Consider the following 20,071-nt stretch of genomic DNA (forward strand, 5'->3'; position numbering starts at 1 on the left):
GTGAAACACCTGGCGCTCGTGGTGATCCTGCTGGCCGGCCTGCTGCTCGCCGGTCCGCTGCTCGCCGACCGGCCGACCACGGCCACCGCGCAGCCGGAAGTCCTGGCGCCCTACCGGATCGCGGTCAGCAGGGGCAGTCCCGGAGACATCTGGAGCACGGACGCCAACGGCGGCGATCCGCGGCAGATCACCAACACCCCGGACGAGTCCGAAACCGACCCCGCCTACTCGCCGGACGGCACGCGGATCGCCTTCAACCGGTCCTTCGGGGACGGGTCCGACGTGATCGTGGCCAACGCCGACGGCAGCGACGAGCGGTTCCTCCGCTTCGGCCGGCACCCGTCCTGGTCGCCGGACGGCTCCATGATCGCGTTGATCGCCGGTGGCGTGATCCGCGTGATCCGGGTCTCCGACGGCGTCGAGCTGACCACCATCCCCAGGCCCCGGCACCTCATCGGCCAGGACGAACAGCCCACCTGGTCACCGACCGGCGACGTCATCGCGTTCGGCCGCCGCACGGGCATCCTCAGCCCGCCCCACGTCCAGCCGTACGTCGTGGGCGCGTCCACCTCCGGCACCGGCACGTTCACCACCACCGCGACCGTCCGCACCCCGTTCGTGCCCGCCCGTCCGGAGATCATGTTCCTGCTGGACACCACGTTTTCCATGGACGGCCCGGTGGGCAGCGTCCGGACCAACATCGGCAAGGTGATGGAGCGGATCGCCACCGCCGAGCCGGAGGCGCTCTTCGGCATCGCCACCTACCAGGACGCCAGTGACGGCGAGGACCCCGTCGACGGCGCGCCCCGCTACAAGCTGGTGCAGAACCTGACCACCCGCGACGTGCTCCAGACCGTGCTCGACAATCCCGAGAACCTCCCGATCGGCGACGGCGGCGACCTGCCCGAGGACTGGTTCAACGCGCTGCACCGACTCGCCCGCGACCGCGACCCCCTGACCGGCGGCTACGTCACGTTCAGCGAGGACGAGGGCGTCACCCGGATCATCGTGCTCGCCGGCGACGCGGCCAGCCACAACAGCCCGGACACCTGCAACACCACGTGGTACCCGAAATGTCCCAGCGCCACGCCCTACTGGACCGAGAAGGAGATCACCTCGGACCTGACCGATCGCGGCATCCACCTCGTCGGTGTGCCCGTCGCGCGGGATCCCTCGTACGAGGAGAAGCTGGACAGCCGGCTCCAGGTCACCCGCCTCGCCGCCGCCACCGACGGGGTGCTGGTCGACGGCTACGAGCCCGACCAGATCGTCGCCGGCATCGAGCAGGGCATCACCAGGCTGCCGGTGACGGTGACGCCGGAGGCCACTTGCCCGCCAGGGGTGTCCGTCCAGTTCACCCCGCCCACGGCCCGCGCCGCGGGCGACACGGACGTCACCTTCACCGAGACCGTGACGCTGGGCGAAGCGCCCACGTCACGGGCGGCGGTGGACCTGGAGTGCCAGGTTCGGTTCAGGTTCGACGGCAAGGAGCCCGCCGAGCGGTACGAGCAGTTCATCGACATCAGCCTGGCCGGCGCCGCCCTGCCGACCGTGGTGGTGAACGCGAACGCCGCGCCCAGCCCCGACCGGGCGCCCGTTCCGGTCACCTTCACGGCCACCGCCACCGACGCCACCGACGCCACCGGCGCCCCGCTCACCCCGAGCTGCGACGCCACGTCCGGCGCGCTGTTCCCGGTCGGCCTGACCACCGTCACCTGCACCGTCACCGACAGCGCCGGCCGAACCGGCCGGGCGAGCAGCGTGATCACGGTCTACGTGCCGGAGCGGGGGGAGACCGACGACATCTGGCTGGCCCGGCTCGACGGCACCGACGTCGCGCAGCAGATCAACCTGTCGTACTCGTTCGCCACGCCGTGCGCCCGTCGGGACACCTCGCCCGCGTGGTCACCGGACGGCAACCGGCTCGTGTACCGGCACGGCGACGTCCTGTGCGTGGCCGACGCCACGGGCGCGAACGCCACCCCGATCACCCCGGGCGGTGAGCCGCCCGACGAACCCGCGTGGTCCCCGGACGGTGCGCTGATCGCGTTCTCCATGAGCGATGCCGACGAGTTCCGCCGCGTGTGGACGGTCCCACCGGGAGGCGGCACGCCCGCCAGGCTGATCTCCTTCACGGAGGAGGACGTCGACCGGCCCGCGTTCCAACGCCTGCCCGACCTGGTGCTGACCGGTTCCGTCTCGCCCGCCGCGGTGCCCTTCGGCGGCACCACGTCCGTGCGGCTGCGGGTGACCAACCGCGGCCTGGCCCCGGCGCAGACCACCGACCTGGCGCTGACCGTGCCCGCCGGGCTCCGGGTGGACGCGGTCACCACCACCGCCGGCACCTGCACCACGACGGGCTGCGCGCTGGGCCGGCTCGCCCCGAACCAGACCGCCGAAATCCGCGTGGCCGTCACGGGCATCGCGGCGGGGCAACAGGTCTTCCGGGCGGCACTGCCACCGGACGTCAACCCGGCCGACAACCGGGTCGACGTGCCGGTGACCGTCGCCGAGGAGATCAGGCCGCCGGCCAACCCCGGCTCGCTGTCGATGGCCGTGGCCCTGCTGCCGCAGGAGGGTTACGTCGGCGGTGACGACCTGGTGCTGTCCTTCCGGGTCCGCAACGGCGCGCCGGTGCCGATGACCGACGTCCGCGTGGTCACCTCCCTGCCGCCGCAACTGCTGCCGGTGACGTCCGTCGCGGGCTGCGCGGTCGACGGCGCGACCTGCCCGATCGGCACTCTCGCGCCCGGCCAGGAAGCCGAAGTGCGGGTGACGTTGCCCGCCAAGGCCGCCGTGGACAGCACGGCCGGCGGCTCGGTGCTCGGCACCGGACCGGACAGCAACGCGGCCGACAACACCGCCGCGACCCCCGTCCTGGTGCGGCAGCCGGAGATCACCGTGGACCCCGGCATCGGCCCGACCGGGTTCGTGCCGCGCGCCACCGGCAAGTCGTTCCCGCCCGGCGCGACGGTGAAGCTGGCCTGGACGCTCGGCATCTCCTCGACACCCGGCGAGGTCGTCGTGCGCGCCGACGGCACGTTCGACACCCAGTTCCTGGTGTTCCACAACGACCGCATCGGGCCCAGGCAGCTCGAAGCCACACCGGTCGCCGGACCGCTGTTCGGCGCGGTGCGGTCCGAGGACTTCCTGGTCGTGCCCAGAACCCTGCAACCGCCCGACTTCGCCACCCGCGAATGACACCGAAGGCTGCCCGTTGGGGCAGCGCCGGACGCACCACGTCCCACCCTTCCGCCAGTCCCACGACCGACCCGACCACCGGAGGATTCACGCCATGGGCGCAACCGCGACGCTGTCCGCCACCGGCTTGGCCGTGGCGCCGGGCGAAGACGTCACGTGCACGGTCGTCGTGCGCAACACCGGAGACCTGGTGGACGAGTTCACCGTGGACGTGGTCGGCGACGCGGCCGGCTGGGCCACCGCCGAACCGGCCTCGGTGAACCTCGTGCCCCAGGCGTCCGCCGAGGTGGTCGTCCGGTTCGCGCCGCCGCGCGCCGCCGGGGTGGCCGCCGGCTCCGTGCCGTTCGGCGTCCGCGTCTCCTCGCGCGAGGACCCGTACGGGTCGGTGGTTGAGGAGGGCGTGGTCGAGGTCGGCGGGTTCACCGACATGTCCGCGGAACTCGTGCCCACCAAGGTGGAGGCCGGGTCGAAGGGCAAGTTCGAGGTGGCCATCGACAACGTCGGCAACCACCCGGTCGCGGTGCGGCTGCACCCGGCGGACCCGGACGGCGAGCTGGAGTTCAAGCTCGACCGGTCCGACGTCGTGCTCGCGCCGGGCACGGCCGCGTTCGTGAAGCTGGTCGCCAAGCCGCGCAACACGTTCCTGCGCGGACCGTCGCAGCCGCGGCCGTTCCGGGTGGACATCGTGCCCAGCGTCGGTTCGCCGCTGTCCGCGACCGGCACGCTCGTGCAGCGGCAGCTGCTGCCCAGGTGGCTGCTGCCCGCGTTGATCGCGCTGCTGGCGTTGGCGGCGGTGCTGGCCGCGCTGTGGTTCACCGTGCTGCAACCGGCGGTGAAGTCCGCCGCGAGGGAAGCCGCCACCCAGCAGGTCGACGACGTCAAGACGGCCGTCGACCAGGCCCAGGCGGGCGCCGGGCAGGCGCAGGAGCAGGCCAAGGAGGCCGAGGCCAAGTCCGAGGAGGCGATGAAGGCCGCCGGCCTCGACCCGGACGCGGCCCCCGGCTCACCGCCCACCACGAAGCCGAACGAACCGGCCCAGCCGGCGGGCGAGCCGACCGACTTCCGGGTGGCCGCCGACGCGGCGATCGTGACGAACCAGGACCTGTTCACCGACTTCACCTTCACCCCGCCGCCGGACAAGGCGCTGCTGATCACCGACATCGTGCTGCAGAACCCGCGCGGTGACACCGGGACGGTGCGGGTCCTGCGCGATGTCGACGGCACCCGCAGCGTGCTGCTGGAGTTCGGCCTGGCCAACTTCCGCGACCTGGACCGGCACTACGTGGAACCGTTGCGGTTCAAGAAGGGCGAGAAGATCGTGGTGCAGGTGAGCTGCCAGAACCCGACCGAGAAGGGCAACTGCAAGCCGTCGGTGTCCTTCTCCGGCCGAGCCGTGTGAACCGGTGTACCGGTGTACCGCTGTCAGATCAGGCCTTCACGCAGGGCGAAGGCCACCGCGTGCGCCCGGTTGCGCAGCTGGAACCGGTTGGTGATGTCGTGCAGGATGCTCTTGACCGTGCGCTGCGAGTAGCACAGCTTCTCGGCGATCTCGCGGGTCTCGAAACCGTCCGCGATCAGCCGCAGCACCTCGGTCTCCCGGTCCGACATGCCGGCCATGGTCCAGCCGTTGGGGTTGAGCACGTTGCGCTGCAACCGGGACACCCGGTCCAGCAGCCGGCCCAGCAGGTCCGGCGGGAGCGCGCCCTGGCCCGCCGCGGTCGCCTTGACCAGGCGCACCAACGTGTCGGGCGTCGCGTCGGAGCGGCGGATCACCGCGGACACGCCGCTGCTGACCACGTTGAGCAGCTCGGGGTCGGCGATGTCGCCCGCCACCAGCACGATGCCCGCGCTGCCCGGCGCCTGGAGTCTGCGCAGCAGTTGTTGCGCCTCACCGTCCAGCCGCTCCAGCACCACCAGCGCCACCGGGGCCGGCTCGTCCGGCTCGACCAGCCGGATCTCCGGCCGCGACCGCAGCGCCGCGGTGACCCCGGCCCTGGTGATGGAGTCCGTCGCGTGCAGGACCACCGCGATCTGCTCTGCGTTCATCTCGTGCTCCCCGCCCTCGTGGCCCGCTGTGGCCCACCCATTGGCCACAGCGCAATCGTCACGTCCCGGCGCGTCCCGGCACTATGGGTCGGGCGTCCCGATGTGTCCCGATCCGATGTGTCCCGGCGGCTCGCCCAGACCGGCCTGCTTGGCCCGGGACACGGCCTGCGCGCGGTCGGCCACGTGCAGCTTGCGCAGGATGTTCGACACGTGGTTGCGCACCGTCTTCGGGCTGAGCACCAGGGACCGGGCGATCGCGGTGTTGCCCCGACCGTCGGCCATCAGCCGCAGCACGTCCCGTTCCCGCGAGGTCAGCTCCGGGAACGCCTCCACCCGTTCCCGCGGCGCGTTGCCGAAGAACGCCAGCAGCCGCACCGCGATCGCCGGGCTGAAGATCGCCTCACCCTCGCCGACGGACCGCACCGCGCGCACGATCTGCTGCGGCCGGGCCGCCTTGAGCAGGTAGCCCAGCGCGCCCGCGCGCATCGCGGCGAACACCGAGTCGTCGTCGTCGAACATGGTCAGCACCAGCACCCGGACGGCCGGGTTGTGCGCCACGATCCGCCGCGTCGCCTCCACCCCGCCCAGATCCGGCATGTTGAGGTCCATCACCACCACGTCCGGGCGCAGTGAGGCGGCCATCGACACCGCCATCCCGCCGCCCGAGGCCTCGCCGACCACCTCCAGGTCGGGTGCGGCGGCCAACGCGGCGGCCAGGCCGTACCGGAAGAGCGGGTGGTCGTCCACGACCAGCGCCCGTAATGCGGTCACCCGGTTCCCACCCCGCCCGCGAGTGGCAGGTCCGCTTCGATCCGGGTGCCGCCCGTGTCGGCGTGCTCCATCCGCCAGGTGCCGCCGACCTCCAGCGCCCGTTCACGCATCGAGTTGAGCCCCACCCCGTCGCCCCCGTTCGGCACCGCGCCGCAGCCGTCGTCCACGACCTCGACGTGCAGGCACCCGTCGAACCGCAACCGCACCGTGCAGTGCCGCGCGCCCGCGTGCCGCACCACGTTCGTCAACGCCTCGCAGATGATCCGGTAGGCGGCCACCTGCACCGAGACCGGCAGATCGGGCACGTCCGCGCACTGCACGTCCACCCGCACCGGGTGCCGGTCGGCCAACGCGGCCACGTGCGCCCGCACCGCGTCGGCCAGACCCAGCCGGGCCAGCGCCGCCGGGTAGGCGCCGGAGGCGAGGCGGCGGATCTCGGTGACCGCCGTGTGCACCTCTTCCTCTAACCGTGCCAGCAGCAGACCCGCCGAGCCGGGATCGTGGACGGCCAGGTGGCGGGCCGCGCGCAGGCCCAGCGCGATCGCCGCGAGCGACGGCCCCAGACCGTCGTGCAGGTCCCGCAGCAACCGGCGTCTCGCCTCGTCGGCGGCGTCGGTGGGAACGATGAACTCGCGGCGCATGTCCCCTCCCCCCAAATGGGTGAGCACGCGGGCTGCCTCACGGTGACGCTGGGGGCTGCCTCGCCTGTAGAGAGAGTCGTCGGTTTGTCACATCGCGTTTCAGCGAGGTGCAAGGTTCCCACGTTGGGAGGAATACGGCCGAAGTGTTGTCACGGAATGACGTATCACGGTGGGTCCACGGTGCTCCATACGGGAGAGAGGACCACGGGAGGGTGGAATGGGGCAGACGAGTGGCCGGGCCGTGCTTCAGGTTCACCCGACCAGGTTGTGCAACCTGCGCTGCCTGCACTGCTACTCCAGCTCCGGCCCGGACGTGGCCGAGTCGATCCCCATCGCCGTGCTGTCCACCGTCGTCCGGGACGCCGCCGCCCTCGGGTACGACGTCCTCAACGTCTCCGGCGGCGAACCGTTCCTCTACCCCGAACTACCCGCCCTGCTACGTGCCGCCCGCCAGGCAGGGATGCGAACCACCGTCACGACGAACGCCGTGGCCCTGACCCAGCGCCGCATCGGCCTCGTGCGGGGCTTGGTCGACCTGGTAGCGGTATCGCTGGACGGCGACCGCCCCACGCACGACCGGATCCGGAACCAGGAAGGGTGCTTCGAGAAGGCCCTGGCCGGCATCCGCAGACTCACCGAGGCAGGAATCCCGGTCGGCGTCATCACCACCCTGACCCAAGGCAACGCCACCCAACTGGGTGACGTAGCTCTAGCCGCCACCCAATCCGGCGCCCTGCTGCTCCAAGTGCATCCCCTCGAACCGGAGGGCGCCGCGAACCGCCTCATGGCCGGCGAACGCCCGGACGCCGTAGAACTGGCCTACGCCGCAGTGGAACTGGGCCGAATCGCCGAGGAACACGGCCTATCCGTCCAACTGGACGCCGTACCCCGCACCATGCTGGCCCGCAAACCAGAAGCCTTCATGGCCGCGCCCATCGACGACAACCAACCACTAGGCCGCTGGCTGACCCCATTGGTGATCGAGGCTAACGGCGCAGCAGTCCCAGTGTCCTACGGCTTCGACCGCCGCTACGCCCTTGGCAACATCCAAGACCGCCCACTAGCGGAACTAGCCGACTACTGGAACGCCGCCCCCTTCCTGGCCCTGTGCCGGGCAACCTGGCAACGCCTCGTAGAAGGCCGAACCGGCCCCTTGGTCCCCTGGTACGGCCACCTACTCCGAGCCTCCCGCACCCCCCGCCCCGCCACCGCCGGCCGCTGACCCCAACCCACAAACCCCCCAACCCCACGCCTCCACGCCGCCGAGGCCACCAACCCCACCAGCCCCCGACGGACCCAACCACTCACCGACCAACGGCCTCACCTGGCCAGCAGCTCCGCCGCCTCCAGCGTGTTGATCACCCGATCCGGTGTCACGCCGCACTCCTCGGCGCGCTCACACCCGTACGACAGCCAGTCCAGCTGCCCCGGCGCGTGGGCGTCGCTGTCGATCGCGAACGAACACCCCAGCTCCACCGCCAGCCGCAGCAACCGCCCAGGCGGGTCGCGTCGCTCCGGCCGGGAGTTGATCTCCACCGCCGTCCCGTGCTCGACGCACGCCGAGAACACCGCCTCGGCGTCGAACGTCGACTCCGGCCGCCCCTTCCCGATGACCAGCCGACCGGTGCAATGCCCGAGCACGTCCACATGTGGGTTGGACACCGCAGCCACCATCCGGGCGGTCATCTCGGCGGCCGGCATCCGGAGCTTCGAGTGGGCGCTGGCGACCACCAGGTCCAGCCGCTCCAACAGCTCGGGCCGCTGGTCCAGCGTCCCGTCCTCCAGGATGTCCACCTCGATCCCGGTCAGGATCAGGAACGGCGCCAACTCGACGTTCAGCTCCGCCACCACGTCCAGCTGCTTCAGCAGCCGGTCGGCGGACAGGCCGTTGGCGACGGTCAGCCGGGGCGAGTGGTCGGTCAGCACCATCCACGAGTGCCCCAGGTCGCGCGCCGCCTCGGCCATCTCGTGGATCGGGCTGCCGCCGTCGGACCAGTCGGAGTGGGTGTGGCAGTCGCCCTTCAGCAACGCCCGCAGCGCCTGCCCGCCCACCACCGGCTCGCGGAAACGACTCAGGTACACAGGTTCACGCCCGGCCACCGCGTCCGCGATCACCCCGGCGGTGGCCTTGCCGATACCGGGCAGGTCGGTCAACGTGCCCGCCGCGACCCGCCGCGCCAGCTCACCGTCCGGCAACGCGGCCACCACCTCGGCGGCTCTCCGGAACGCCCGGACCCGGTACGTGGGTTCACCAGCGCGTTCCAGCTGGAAGGCAACCTGCCGCAATGCCCAGAGCGGATCCACGACCTCCTGTCTACTCCGCCCGGCCCAGGAACGCGCGCCAACCCCCGAACGCCGTGATGTCCTCGGCCCCCTCCAACGCGTGCCGCTCGCAGGTGAACCCGGACACCCACGTCCCGTCCGCCAGCTCCACCGACCCGATCGCCATCGGCGCCGGCAACGACGCCACGAAGTCGCCGAACCCCGCCACCGGCAACTCCCACACCTCCGCCTCGACCTCCTTGCCGCCGACGTCCCGCACCAACCCCGGCTTGGCCGGCACCGTGTCCAGCGCGAACAACCGATACGCACCAGCAGTGGCCGTCTCCGACACCAACACCCCACCCCGCGACACCAGCTCGACGTTCAACGGCTGCCCGCTCAGGTGCGCCCCGACCACCGCCACCCGCACCACGTCCGGCACGGTCCGCGCGATCGCCGCCGGCAACGAGTCGGAGTGCCCCGGGCCGACCAGCGTGTTCACCGAACGCGGGTACACCGCGACCTCGACCCCGGGCCGTCGCCGAACGGGCCGAGCTGAAAGCGGCATACCGGGCACTGGTGGACGACGACCTGGCGGCCGATCTCGTGTTCGGACTCGTCGAGGGCGTGATCCTCACCAGGCGGTCGAAGTCCATTCCGGACGTCGAGGCGTACGCGTGCGCGGGGGCCGACGCGGGGGTGCGGATCGCCGGCGGAGCTTTCGACTTGGCGGCGGTGCGTGCGGAAGGCTTGCGGCTGCTGGGTCGCTGAACCCAGGATGTCCGCCATGTCCCCACGTGCCGGCACGGTCGGGTCGCGGCGCAGACCCAGCAAGGGTGACCTCACCTCGCAGGCGATACTCGACACCGCCGAGCGTCTGTTGCAGACGCGGTCCCTGGACGACATCGCCGTCGACGAGCTCGCCTCGGGCGCGGGTATCTCGCGGTCGACGTTCTACTTCCACTTCGCATCGCGGGAAGCGGTGCTGCACGCCCTGTCCGGCGGCATCCTCGAAGCGCTCTACGAGGCGGCGTCGTCGTGGCTGCGGCGCGGCAACGAGCCACCCGAGGACTCCATCCGTCGTGCCCTGGGTGCCAGCCTGGTGTTATGGCGCAAACACGGTCCAGTGCTCCGTGCCGCCGTCCGCGCCCGCGACACCGACCCCATGATGGGCGAGTTCTGGACCGGCGTCGCCCGCCGCTTCATCGAGGCCACCGCCTCGCAGATCGACATCGAACGCGCCGCCGGCACCGCCCCACCGGGCCCGGACGCCAAGTCCCTGGCCGCGGTCCTGGTCTCGATGAACGAACAAGCCTTCCTCAACCGCTCCCGAGCCCGCCGATCGACTGCCCGGGACCGCGACCTGGTGGACACCTTGACCTGCGTCTGGCTGCGTTCGGTCTACGGCATTCAGGCGTAAGTCAGCGGAACCAGATGCCGCCAGGGGCCTGTAGGTAGCCGAGGGTGCGGTACGCGGCGTCCACAAGGGACTGTCCACGCTCGTTTGGCTCCAAGTCCTCCGGCAACGTCAGCCAGAAGTCCAGCCCCAGCGGACCGGACACCTCCTTCTCGAAGAACTCGGCCAACGACACCCCGGCGACCCGCCGGATCACCTCGCCGATCAGGTGCCCGAACGTCAACGCGTGGTAGCCGTGCCGCGTCCCCGGCGCCCAGAACGGCTCCTGCCGCGCCAGCAGCTCCGTCATCACCCCCCAGTCGAACATCCCACCTGTCGGCACCGGCTCCCGCAGTGCGGCCGACCCCGCCTGGTGCGCCAGCAGATGCCGCACCAACGTCCCCGCCTTGCCGTTCTGCCCGAACTCCGGCCAGTACCGCACCACCGGCGCGTCCAGATCCAACTCACCCCGCGACGCCAGCAGGTGCGCGCACGACGCGGTAGCGCCCTTCGTGCACGACCACACGTGCGTGATCGTGTCCTCCGTCCACGCCCGCCCGCCCGCGTCACCACCCCACAGGTCCACCACGGTCTCGCCGTCCACCGTCACGTGCACGCCCGCGCCCACCTCCCCCCCCCGTTCGGCGAAGTTCCGCTCGAACTCGGACCGGACCTCGGCGAACTCATCGGCACAGGTGCCCTCGACCGTCATCGACCATCCAGGTGCGGTGTTGTCGGGAGACCATGCGACCACCGTGAGCCACGACACGTGAGTAGGGATTCCTCAGTCGGTAGTGTGGGTCCGCCCCAACGACGGGAGGCCGCCGTTGTCGTCTTTCAGGCGCTTCTTCGGCCGGGAGAACGAGCTGGCGACTGTCTTCGCCGCCGTCGACCGCGTGCCTGCCGCCGGGCTGGTGGCTGTCGCGGTGTCGGGGGAGCCGGGTATCGGGAAGTCGAGTCTGCTGGCCGAGGCGTGCCGCCGGTTGCGTGACCGGGGTTGTGCGGTGGCCGCTGCCGAGTCGGACGACGTGAGCAGGCGCATCCCGTACGCGGCGGTGGCGGCGGCGTTGCGTTCGGTCCCTGTGACCGGCGATGTGCGGGCCGTGTTGGAGGCGTTGGACCTGACCTCGACGCCGGACGCGACCTGGTTCGGCCGTTCCTGCGAGTTGGTCGCCCGCGTGCTCACCGGTCTCGCCGCCGAACGGCCCGCCGCACTCGTGCTGGACGAGTTGGACCAGGTGGACGACGACTCGCTGGCCATGCTCGCCGTGGTGCTGCGCCGGGTCACGGCCGCGCCGTTGGTGCTGATCACCGCCGCGCGCACGCACCACCACAACCCCGGTGTCGAGGAACTGCTGGACCGGCTCGAACGGCACGCCGAGGTGGTGCGCGTGCGGCTGGACCCGTTGAGCGGCGGTGACGTGGCGCGGATCGTGGAGACCGTGCTGGGCACGCCGGTGGACGACGGCCTGGCGCACGAGGTGCACCAGCGGGCGGACGGCAATCCGTTCTTCGCGGTGGAGATCGCCCGCTCACTGCGCGAGTTGGACCTGGTGGCCGTGGACGGCAACCGGGCCCGGCTGACCGTGTCACCGTCGGCGATCCGGTTGACCAGGCGGGAAGCCGTGCTGCGCCGGGTCGCGCCGCTGGACCGGGACACCCGGGCGGTGGCGCGTGCGGTGTCGATCTTCCGGCGGGTGCGGCTGGACCAGATCGGGCTGCTGGCCCGGGTTTCGTCGCTGCCCGAGCACACCGTGGTGGACGCGTTCGACGAACTGCTGCGCGCGCACATCGTGGTCCGCGACGAAGACCGCGGCTACCGGTTCTCGCACGCCCTGGTCGGCGAGGCGCTCTACCAGGAGATCGGCCCCGCCCAACGCCGCCACCTGCACAGCCTGATCAGCACCCGGCTGCTGGACGACCGCGCGCGCGGCCTGGCGGTGGACGAGATGGAGCTGGCCTGGCACCTGGCCGAGTCCGCGCCACCCGGCGACCTGCGTGCGATCCGGGTGATGGCCCAGGCCGCCGCGGCCAACCGCACCACCGCGCCGGAGACGGCGGCGGCGTTGTGCGCGCGGGCGCTGGAACTGCTGCCGGTGGCCGCGCCGGAACGGGCCGGGCTGCTGGCCTCGCAGTGCCGGGCGCTGGCCCACGCGTCCCGCCCGGCCGCCGCGATCGCACCCGGCCTGGCCGCCCTCGACGCCCTGCCGCCCGGCCCGGAACGGTCGCGGTGCGCGGTCGTCGTGCTGACCAGCCTGTTCCTCGTCGGCCGGATGGCCGAGGCGTTGCGCCTGGCCGACGCGGAACTCACGACCGGCAACGCACCGGCCGCGTTGCACGCGCAGCGCGCGCTGCTGCTCGTGTTCACCGGACGTCACGCCGACGCCTTGGCCGCCGCGGACCGGATCGAGGCCATGCCGTTCACCTCCGCCGCCGAGGGTGTGGTGGTGTTCGACCGACTGGCCGTGATCACGTCGATGCTGTTCCGGCACGACAAGACGGTGGACTACGCCAACCGCGCCCTGCGTTCGGCCGCCGGCCAGCCGGTGCTGGAGTTGCAGGCGCTGGCCGTCGGCGCGTCCACCGGTGCCCTGGCTGGTCTGGTGCACGACGCGTCGTGGCGGCTGCGGCGTGCGGAGGAGCTGCGGGAACGGGCCGGTGGCCACGCGTTCCGCGGCGAGTTGGAGATGGCGCGGGTCGCGCTGGACTGGTTCGGCGGCGCGTGGGACGTGTGCCTGGAACGCGTGGGCCGGGCGGCGGCCGAGCTGGAGACGCGGCAGGAGCTGATGATGCTGGACGGCCTGCGCGCGATCGAGCTGGAGGTGCGGACGTGGCGCGGTGAGCTGGACGTGGCCGCCCGGTTGGCCGCGCTCGACCCGCCGACCAGCCCGAACATGTCCCGCCTGCACGCCCTCGCGATGGCCGGCTACCTGGCCGCACGCGGTGACGCGGAGGGCGCCCGGACAACCCTGGTCGAGGCCGTGGACGACGACGGCATGACCGCGTACAGCTGTGTGTTGCTGGGGCGGCTGGTCGAACTGGACCTGTCGCACGGTCGGGTGGAAGAGGCGCGGCAGACCGTGAAGCGCCTGCACGTCGTGTCGGCGAACCGGGTGGCGCCGTGGACCCGCACGACCGTCCAACGGGTGACCGGCCTGACCGAACGCGACGCCGTCGTGCTGCGCGAGGCCGTGCGCGAAGCCGAGGCGGGCGGTCTGGTGTTCGAGAAGGCACGGGCGCAGTTGGCGCTGGGCCTGGTGGACCGTGCGGCCGTGCCGGACCTCCTCGACGCGTACGCGGTGTTCCACCGCCTCGGTGCACACGGCCTGCGCCGCCAGACCGGAGGCCGGTTGCGCGAACTGGGCGCGAAGGTCCCCCGTGCCCGCGCCAAAGCCCCCGGCGTCCTCACCGAGGCGGAGGAAAACGTCGCCCGCCTGGTGCAACAAGGCATGCGCAACCGCGACATCGCCGCCGCCCTGCACTACAGCCCACGCACGATCGAGGTCTACCTCTCCCGCATCTACGCCAAGCTCCACGTCTCCTCACGCCTGGAACTCGCCCGCGTCCTGGACGCCCGCGCTTAGTTGTCGTGGACTCCGCACTAACCGGCCGGTAACCGGGCCGTGTTGCCTTGGTGACGTGGAGGTCATCGTGGACGCCCGCCGGCGGTCCGGCTCGGCGCGGACGTCGCGGTGGACTCATCCGCGCCCGGCCTCACCGAACGGCTGCTCACCGGTGGTCCGGTCGATGTCGTGGTCGGCCGTCTGGCGCACAGCGGCGGGCCGGTGGATCGTGGACTGCCTGGCCCGGCCGGAGATGGTCGTCGCCGCGTTGAGCGAGTTGATCGGGTTGACCTCCGCCGGCCGTCTGCAACCACTCGCGTTGGCCCGGACCGTCCGTTGAAGAGGAGTCGCATGCACACCGCCTACACGACCTGCCCGCTGTGCGAGGCCACCTGTGGCCTGGAGTTGACCGTGGAGAACGACCGCATCACGGCGGTCCGCGGTGACCGGCAGGACACGTTCAGCGGCGGTTTCCTGTGCCCGAAGGGTGCCTCACTCGGCGCGCTCGACGCCGACCCGGACCGCCTGCGCACACCCCTCGCGCGTCGGGGCGGCGAGTTCGAGCCGGTGTCGTGGGACGAGGCGTTCGCCCTGGTCGACCAGCGGTTGAACGAGATCATCGCCGAGCACGGCAGGGACGCGGTCGGCATGTACCTGGGCAACCCGACCGTGCACTCGCTGGCCGGCGGTCTGTACGCGGGCGGCCTGCGCAAAGCTCTGGGTTCGCGCAACGTCTTCACCGCCTCCACCGTCGACCAGATGCCCAAGCACGTCTCCTCCGGCCTGCTCTACGGCGGCATCTTCACCATCCCGGTGCCCGATATCGACCGCACGGACTTCCTCCTGCTGCTCGGCGCGGACCCGTTCTCCTCCAACGGCAGCCTGTGGACCGTGCCGGACGCGCCGGGCCGGCTCAAGGCGCTCCAGAAGCGCGGCGGGGCGTTCGTCGTGGTCGATCCGAGGCGCAGCCGCACCGCCGCGGCCGCCGACCGGCACCTGCCGATCGTGCCGGGCACCGATGTGTTCCTGCTGCTGGCCATGGTGAACGAGCTGTTCGCCGCATCGCTGGTGGACCTCAAAGCCCTCGCACCCCACGTCGAAGGCGTGGACGGGGTGCGGGCGTTGAGCGAGCCGTTCACCCCGGAGGCGGTGGCCTCGCGGTGCGGCATCGACGCGGCCGAGATCCGAGCCTTGACCCACCGGCTCGCCCGAGCACCCCGCGCGGCCGTGTACGGGCGGATCGGCACCACGACGGTCGAGTTCGGCACGGTCGCCAGCTGGCTGGTCGACGTGCTGAACATCCTCACCGGCAACCTGGACCGGCCCGGCGGCGCGATGTTCCCGCTGCCCGCGCACGTCCGACGCGGCACCGGCACCGGCAAGGGCTTCACCACCGGCCGCTGGCACAGCCGGGTGCGCGGCCTGCCCGAGGTGGCCGGCGAGTTCCCGGCCGTCACCCTGGCCGACGAGATCGAGACGCCCGGACCGGGCAGGATCAGGGCACTGGTGACCGTGGCGGGCAACCCCGCGCTGTCCCTGCCCAACTCGGCCCGCCTGGACGCCGCACTGTCCACTGTGGACTTCATGGTCTCGGTGGACCCGTACCTCAACGAGACCACCCGGCACGCCGACGTGATCCTGCCGCCACCGCCGCCCAGCAGGCGTGCCCACTACGACATCGCGTTCCTGTCGTTCGCGGTGCGCAACGTGGCCAAGTACTCGCGCCCCGCCGTGCCGATGCGGCCGGGCGAACCGGGCGAGGGCGACATCCTGCTGCGGCTGACCGGCATCTTCGCCGGCCTCGGCCCCGACACCGACCTCGACGCACTGGTCGGCCTGTCCGGTGAAAGCGAATACAGCCGCGAGGAACGCCTGCTGGACGCACGCCTCCGGTCCGGCCCCTACGGCCTGTCCGTGGCCGACCTGCTCGACCAGCCGCACGGCGTCGACCTAGGGCCGTTGACCAGCCGCGTTCCGGAGATCCTGCGCACCCCGTCCGGCCGGATCGAGCTGTGCCCCGAGCCCATCGCCGCCGACGTGCCCCGCGTGCTCGAAGCGTTGCGCACGCCGACCGACGGCCTGGTCCTGGTCGGCCGCCGGCACCTGCGGTCGAACAACTCCTGGATGCACAACGTGCCGGCGCTGGTGAAGGGCAAGCCGCTGTGCACCCTGCTGGTCAACCCGGCCGACGCCGAACGCCTGGGCCTGCAGGACGGCCGTGCCGCCCGCGTCACGTCCCGCGTCGGCGAGATCGAGGCGACCGTCGAGGTGAGCGCCGATATGGCCGCTGGCGTGGTCAGCCTGCCGCACGGCTGGGGCCACGACCGGCCGGGCACCCGGCTCACCACCGCCGAGGCGCACCCCGGCGTCAACGTCAACCTGCTCACCGACGACCTCGCGTTGGACCCGCTCTCCGGCACCGCCGTGCTCAACGGCGTCCACGTGCAGGTCACCCCCGCTCAACTCACCCCCTCCGCCCAACGAGCCGCAGCCGCCGCCCAGTAACCCGACCCGCAGCCCAGTGAGGAGCACCGCCATGCCCGTGACCACGGCGCGCGTCATCGCCGACCTGCCCTTCGTGGCCGCCCAGGTGCACGACGACCGGGTGGCGTGGCGCCACCCCCGCGACGGGCAGTGGCACGACCTGACCTTCACCGACGTCGCCGAGTGGGTCATGGAACTCGCGTCCGGCCTGGTCCACCTGGGCGTCGAGCCGGGCGACCGGGTGTGCGTGCTGTCGGAGACCAGGCCCGAGTGGTCGGCGGTGGAGTTGGCGGTGCTGGCGGCGGGCGGCATCGTGGTGCCGATCTACCCGTCCAGCGCGCCGGAGGAGTGCGCGTGGATCATCGGCGACTCGGGCGCGGTGCTCCTGATCGCGGAGACCGACGAGCAACGCGCCAAGATCGCCGAGATCCGCGACCAGGTGCCCGCACTACGGGACGTCATCGTCATCGAGGGTGGCGGCCTGGCCGAACTCCGGTCGCACGGCCGCACGTCGCCGGTCCCGGTCGAGTTGGACGACCGCCGCGCCGCGATCGATCCCGACGACCCGACCGTCATCATCTACACCTCGGGCACCACCGGCCCGCCCAAGGGCTGCGTGCTGACCAACCGGAACTGGCTCACCATGTGTCAGCTCACCGTGGAGCTGAACTACGTCCTGCCGGACGACGTGGTGTACCTGTTCCTGCCGCTGGCGCACGTGTTCGCGCAGATCGTGCAGCTGTCCGCGATCTACACTGGCACCACGGTCGCGTTCTACGGCGGCGACACGGCGAAGATCGTCCCCGAGCTGTCCCAGGTGCGGCCGACGTTCCTCCCGTCCGTGCCCAGGATCTTCGAGAAGATCTACACCGTCGCCACCACGGGCGTGCCCGAAGACCAGTTGCGCCAAGCGGTGCAGGTAGGCCTGGCCGTCCGCAAGTTCCAGGCCGCCGACCAACCCCTTCCCGCCGACCTGGCCGCCGCGTTCGACAAGGTCGACCCGGTCTTCGCCAGAGTCCGGGCGATCTTCGGCGGCAGGCTGCGCCAGGCGTTGTCCGGCGCGGCCCCCATCTCGGTCGAGGTGCTGGAGTTCTTCACCGCAGCCGGGGTGCCGGTGCTGGAGGGCTACGGCATGAGCGAGTCCACCGGCGTCGGCACCGTGAACACGTTGGCGCGGCACAAGCTGGGCTCGGTCGGCACCTACGGCATGGCCAACCTCCAGCTGAAAGTCGCCGAGGACGGCGAGATCCTGATGAACGGCCCGCACGTGTTCGCCGGCTACTGGAACAACCCCGCCGCCACCGCCGAGGTGCTGACCGACGGCTGGCTGCACACCGGTGACCTCGGCGAGATCGACGACGACGGCTTCGTCACCATCACCGGCCGCAAGAAGGACATCATCATCACCGCCGGCGGCAAGAACATCGCCCCCGCCAACGTGGAGAACCAGCTCCGCCAGTCCCGCTGGATCTCGCACGCCGTCGTGTACGGCGACTTGAAGCCGTACCTCGTCGCCCTCATCACCCTGGACGAGGACGAGATCGTCCCGTGGGCCCAGGCACAAGGCCTGCCGACCGACCTGCCCACCCTCGCCCGGACGCCGGAGGCCCGAGCCCTGATCCAGGACGTGGTGGACGAAGCGAACTCCCACTTCGCCCACGTCTCACAGGTCAAGCGCTTCACCGTCCTGGACCGCGACCTGAGCCAGGAGAACGGCGAGCTGACCCCGACGTTGAAGGTGAAGCGCAAGATCGTGCACTCCACCCACGCCAAGCTGTACGACGAGCTCTACAGCTGAACCACCCGCAGGCCGTGCTTGTCCATCCACGCGGCGATGGTCGCGGCGATCGCGGCGGGCTGGTCCTCCGGAGTGTGGTGACCCGCGACGCCGTGCCGCACGATCTCCAGGCCGGCGATGTTCGCGGCACACCAGTCCACCATCTCCGGCGTCATCATCAACCCCGGACCGGGTTCGAAGGCGAGCAGCAGCTTGGGCACGTCGACGCTGCCCGCCAGCCACTCGTCGTAGAACTCGACCCGCGCCACGACGTCGGCCGGCTCACCACCCAGCGGCATCGACCGCGCCCACCGCAGCATCGGCAAGCGACTTGTGCGGGTGGGGTACGGCTTGCGGTAGGTGGCGAGGTCTTCCGCGCTCAGTGGGGTTGCCGTGCAGGAAGACCATCGGCGCGCCGGTGCCGGTCTCCCGGTAGGACATCGTCGAGTCGAGGACCTGCGGACAGACGCCGGCCGGGTCACTTGAACACCGCCACGTTGCGCGCCGCCCACTCGGCGAAGGTGCGCGGCGGGCGGCCGAGGACCCGCTCGACGTCGGGGCTGACCCGCTGCTCGGCGGCCGACGGCGTGCCCAGGATGTCGAGGGTGGCCTCCACGACCCGTTCGGGCATGAACCGCACCATCTGCGCGTGGGCTTCGTCGCGGGTCTGCTCGACGAACCGGACCGGCTCGCCCAGCGCGTCCGCGATCGCCGCGACCTGCCGCCGGGGCGAGATGGGCGCCGGTCCGGTGAGCACGTACGTGCTGCCGCCGTGACCTGCCTCCCGCAACGTCACGGCGGCGACCTCGGCGATGTCGTCCGGGTCGATGGTGGGCAGCTCGACGTCGGCGAACGGTGCGGCGGCCACCCGCTGAGCGCGGATCATCCCGGCCCACGCGAACGTGTTCGAGTCGAAGCCGCCGGGCTGCAGGACCGTCCACTCCAGACCCGACTGCTTGACCGCGTCCTCCAACTCCGGCGTGTGGGTCCCCGTCCCGACGCCCTGGGAGGAGAGCAGGACGACCCGCCCGACACCACCGGCCCGAGCGATGTCGAGGACGTTCCCCAGGACGGTTTCGTCGCCGCCGGCCGAGACCCAGTCGCCGGAAGTCAGCAGGAACAGCGTCGTCGCCCCGTCGAGCGCGGGCTTCAGGCTGTCCGGCTCGACCAGGTCGGCCGCCAGGTGCCGCACGCCCGCCGGTGTGTCCGCCGCCGAGATCTTGCGCGACACGGCGGTCACCTGCTCGCCGGCCGCGTCCAGCAGCCGCACGAGCGTCCGGCCGACGTTCCCCGTCGCCCCAGTCACCACGATCATGATCACTCCCTTGCCGAGTTTCGCGTACTCGGGGAAGCTACTGTCCGGGGAATAGTAGGTACCTAGAGGAAAGTAATGGCGGAAGGGGTTCGTTGTGACCGGTAACACGGCTCGCGCGGAGGTCGACCCGGAGCAGGCCTGCCCGATCGCGCCGGTGGTCGACATCGTCTTCAGCCGGTGGACGACCCCGATCCTGTGGGCGCTCAACGAGTACGGCCGGATGCGGTTCGTGGAGTTGGCCCGCCGCATCACCACGATCACGCCCAAGGTGCTGACCCAGCGGCTGCGGCAACTGGAACGCGACGGGCTCGTCACCCGCACCTACCACGCCGAAGTCCCGCCACGGGTGGAGTACGAGATCAGCGAACTGGGTCGCAGCCTGTCGCCGCTGTTCGCGTCGCTGTCCGAGTGGTCGGTCAACCTGGACAAGGTCGAACAGGCCCGGCTCGCCTACGACGCCAGGGAAACGCTCCCTGTCCGCCGGTCGAGCGTCTAGAGCGCCCGGTCCGACCTAGTTGCAAAGGTGTCTTTGCAGCGGTAGCTGGTGTTGCAGTTCCTCGCGCTGGGGTCGTGGCTGCCACCCGTGACGATGATCGTGGTGTCGTGGCGAGCCAG

18 protein-coding genes are annotated in these 20,071 nt (G+C 71.5%); 10 read left to right on the forward strand and 8 right to left on the reverse strand.

Annotated features, from left to right (window positions below):
• A complete protein-coding gene (locus tag ALI22I_RS16605) occupies positions 1–3,201 on the forward strand; it encodes a DUF11 domain-containing protein (RefSeq protein ID WP_143532242.1) in 3,201 nt (1,066 codons plus the stop codon).
• 94 nt (positions 3,202–3,295) lie between these two features.
• Positions 3,296–4,600: a COG1470 family protein gene (locus tag ALI22I_RS16610; RefSeq protein ID WP_077006406.1), complete on the forward strand. Its 1,305-nt coding sequence runs from the start codon at positions 3,296–3,298 to the stop codon at positions 4,598–4,600.
• A 23-nt stretch (positions 4,601–4,623) separates the two neighbouring features.
• On the opposite strand, the gene ALI22I_RS16615 is transcribed toward ALI22I_RS16610, so the two are convergent.
• The 3 genes from ALI22I_RS16615 to ALI22I_RS16625 form a co-directional block, all read right to left on the reverse strand.
• Positions 4,624–5,247 carry a helix-turn-helix transcriptional regulator gene (locus ALI22I_RS16615; protein ID WP_077006531.1) on the reverse strand — a complete coding sequence of 208 codons (624 nt, stop codon included), beginning with the start codon at positions 5,245–5,247 and terminating at the stop codon, positions 4,624–4,626.
• Between the two features lie 81 nt (positions 5,248–5,328).
• Positions 5,329–6,018 carry a response regulator gene (locus tag ALI22I_RS16620; protein WP_077006407.1) on the reverse strand — a complete coding sequence of 230 codons (690 nt, stop codon included), beginning with the start codon at positions 6,016–6,018 and terminating at the stop codon, positions 5,329–5,331.
• Complete coding sequence (locus ALI22I_RS16625) at positions 6,015–6,659, reverse strand: sensor histidine kinase (RefSeq protein ID WP_077006408.1); 645 nt, start codon at positions 6,657–6,659, stop codon at positions 6,015–6,017. Before ALI22I_RS16625 ends, ALI22I_RS16620 begins: the two co-directional genes overlap by 4 nt.
• A 217-nt stretch (positions 6,660–6,876) precedes the next feature.
• Here ALI22I_RS16625 and ALI22I_RS54695 point away from each other — a divergent pair, with 217 nt between their 5' ends.
• Positions 6,877–7,881 (forward strand): radical SAM protein, encoded by a 1,005-nt coding sequence (locus ALI22I_RS54695; RefSeq protein ID WP_077006409.1) that lies wholly within the window; start codon positions 6,877–6,879, stop codon positions 7,879–7,881.
• Between the two features lie 98 nt (positions 7,882–7,979).
• On the opposite strand, the gene ALI22I_RS16635 is transcribed toward ALI22I_RS54695, so the two are convergent.
• Positions 7,980–8,963, reverse strand: a complete 984-nt coding sequence (locus tag ALI22I_RS16635; RefSeq protein WP_077006410.1) for a PHP domain-containing protein — start codon at positions 8,961–8,963, stop codon at positions 7,980–7,982.
• Between the two features lie 10 nt (positions 8,964–8,973).
• A complete protein-coding gene (locus tag ALI22I_RS16640; protein ID WP_238598403.1) occupies positions 8,974–9,423 on the reverse strand; it encodes an allophanate hydrolase-related protein in 450 nt (149 codons plus the stop codon).
• Positions 9,424–9,500: 77 nt separating this feature from the next.
• On the opposite strand from ALI22I_RS16640, the gene ALI22I_RS16645 reads away from it, so the two are divergent.
• Both ALI22I_RS16645 and ALI22I_RS16650 read left to right on the forward strand, forming a co-directional pair.
• Complete coding sequence (locus tag ALI22I_RS16645; protein ID WP_077006412.1) at positions 9,501–9,692, forward strand: hypothetical protein; 192 nt, start codon at positions 9,501–9,503, stop codon at positions 9,690–9,692.
• A 16-nt stretch (positions 9,693–9,708) separates the two neighbouring features.
• Complete coding sequence (locus ALI22I_RS16650; RefSeq protein WP_077006413.1) at positions 9,709–10,341, forward strand: TetR/AcrR family transcriptional regulator; 633 nt, start codon at positions 9,709–9,711, stop codon at positions 10,339–10,341.
• Position 10,342: 1 nt separating this feature from the next.
• Here ALI22I_RS16650 and ALI22I_RS16655 read toward each other — a convergent pair whose 3' ends face one another.
• A complete protein-coding gene (locus tag ALI22I_RS16655) occupies positions 10,343–11,029 on the reverse strand; it encodes a serine hydrolase domain-containing protein (RefSeq protein ID WP_077006414.1) in 687 nt (228 codons plus the stop codon).
• Between the two features lie 115 nt (positions 11,030–11,144).
• Here ALI22I_RS16655 and ALI22I_RS16660 point away from each other — a divergent pair, with 115 nt between their 5' ends.
• Genes ALI22I_RS16660 through ALI22I_RS16675 form a run of 4 tightly spaced genes read left to right on the forward strand, consistent with a single transcriptional unit; the run spans position 11,145 to position 18,162 of the window.
• Positions 11,145–13,901 (forward strand): helix-turn-helix transcriptional regulator, encoded by a 2,757-nt coding sequence (locus ALI22I_RS16660; RefSeq protein ID WP_077006415.1) that lies wholly within the window; start codon positions 11,145–11,147, stop codon positions 13,899–13,901.
• Between the two features lie 55 nt (positions 13,902–13,956).
• Positions 13,957–14,220 carry a hypothetical protein gene (locus ALI22I_RS16665; RefSeq protein WP_077006416.1) on the forward strand — a complete coding sequence of 88 codons (264 nt, stop codon included), beginning with the start codon at positions 13,957–13,959 and terminating at the stop codon, positions 14,218–14,220.
• 11 nt (positions 14,221–14,231) lie between these two features.
• Entirely contained in the window at positions 14,232–16,385 is a 2,154-nt protein-coding gene (locus ALI22I_RS16670; RefSeq protein WP_077006417.1) for a molybdopterin oxidoreductase family protein, read from the forward strand.
• 31 nt (positions 16,386–16,416) lie between these two features.
• Positions 16,417–18,162 (forward strand): AMP-dependent synthetase/ligase, encoded by a 1,746-nt coding sequence (locus ALI22I_RS16675; protein WP_077006418.1) that lies wholly within the window; start codon positions 16,417–16,419, stop codon positions 18,160–18,162.
• Here the strand turns inward: ALI22I_RS16675 and ALI22I_RS16680 are convergent.
• Both ALI22I_RS16680 and ALI22I_RS16685 read right to left on the reverse strand, forming a co-directional pair.
• Positions 18,153–18,461, reverse strand: a complete 309-nt coding sequence (locus tag ALI22I_RS16680) for a hypothetical protein (protein ID WP_202970994.1) — start codon at positions 18,459–18,461, stop codon at positions 18,153–18,155. The two genes, ALI22I_RS16675 and ALI22I_RS16680, sit on opposite strands and share 10 nt — an antisense overlap.
• Before the next feature lie 158 nt (positions 18,462–18,619).
• Complete coding sequence (locus ALI22I_RS16685) at positions 18,620–19,456, reverse strand: NAD(P)H-binding protein (RefSeq protein WP_077006532.1); 837 nt, start codon at positions 19,454–19,456, stop codon at positions 18,620–18,622.
• 94 nt (positions 19,457–19,550) lie between these two features.
• Here ALI22I_RS16685 and ALI22I_RS16690 point away from each other — a divergent pair, with 94 nt between their 5' ends.
• Positions 19,551–19,952, forward strand: coding sequence for a winged helix-turn-helix transcriptional regulator (locus ALI22I_RS16690; protein WP_077006419.1), 402 nt, complete (start codon positions 19,551–19,553; stop codon positions 19,950–19,952).
• Positions 19,953–20,071: the final 119 nt, after the last annotated feature.

The sequence above is a fragment of the Saccharothrix sp. ALI-22-I genome, assembly GCF_001984175.1.
GTDB lineage: Bacteria > Actinomycetota > Actinomycetes > Mycobacteriales > Pseudonocardiaceae > Actinosynnema.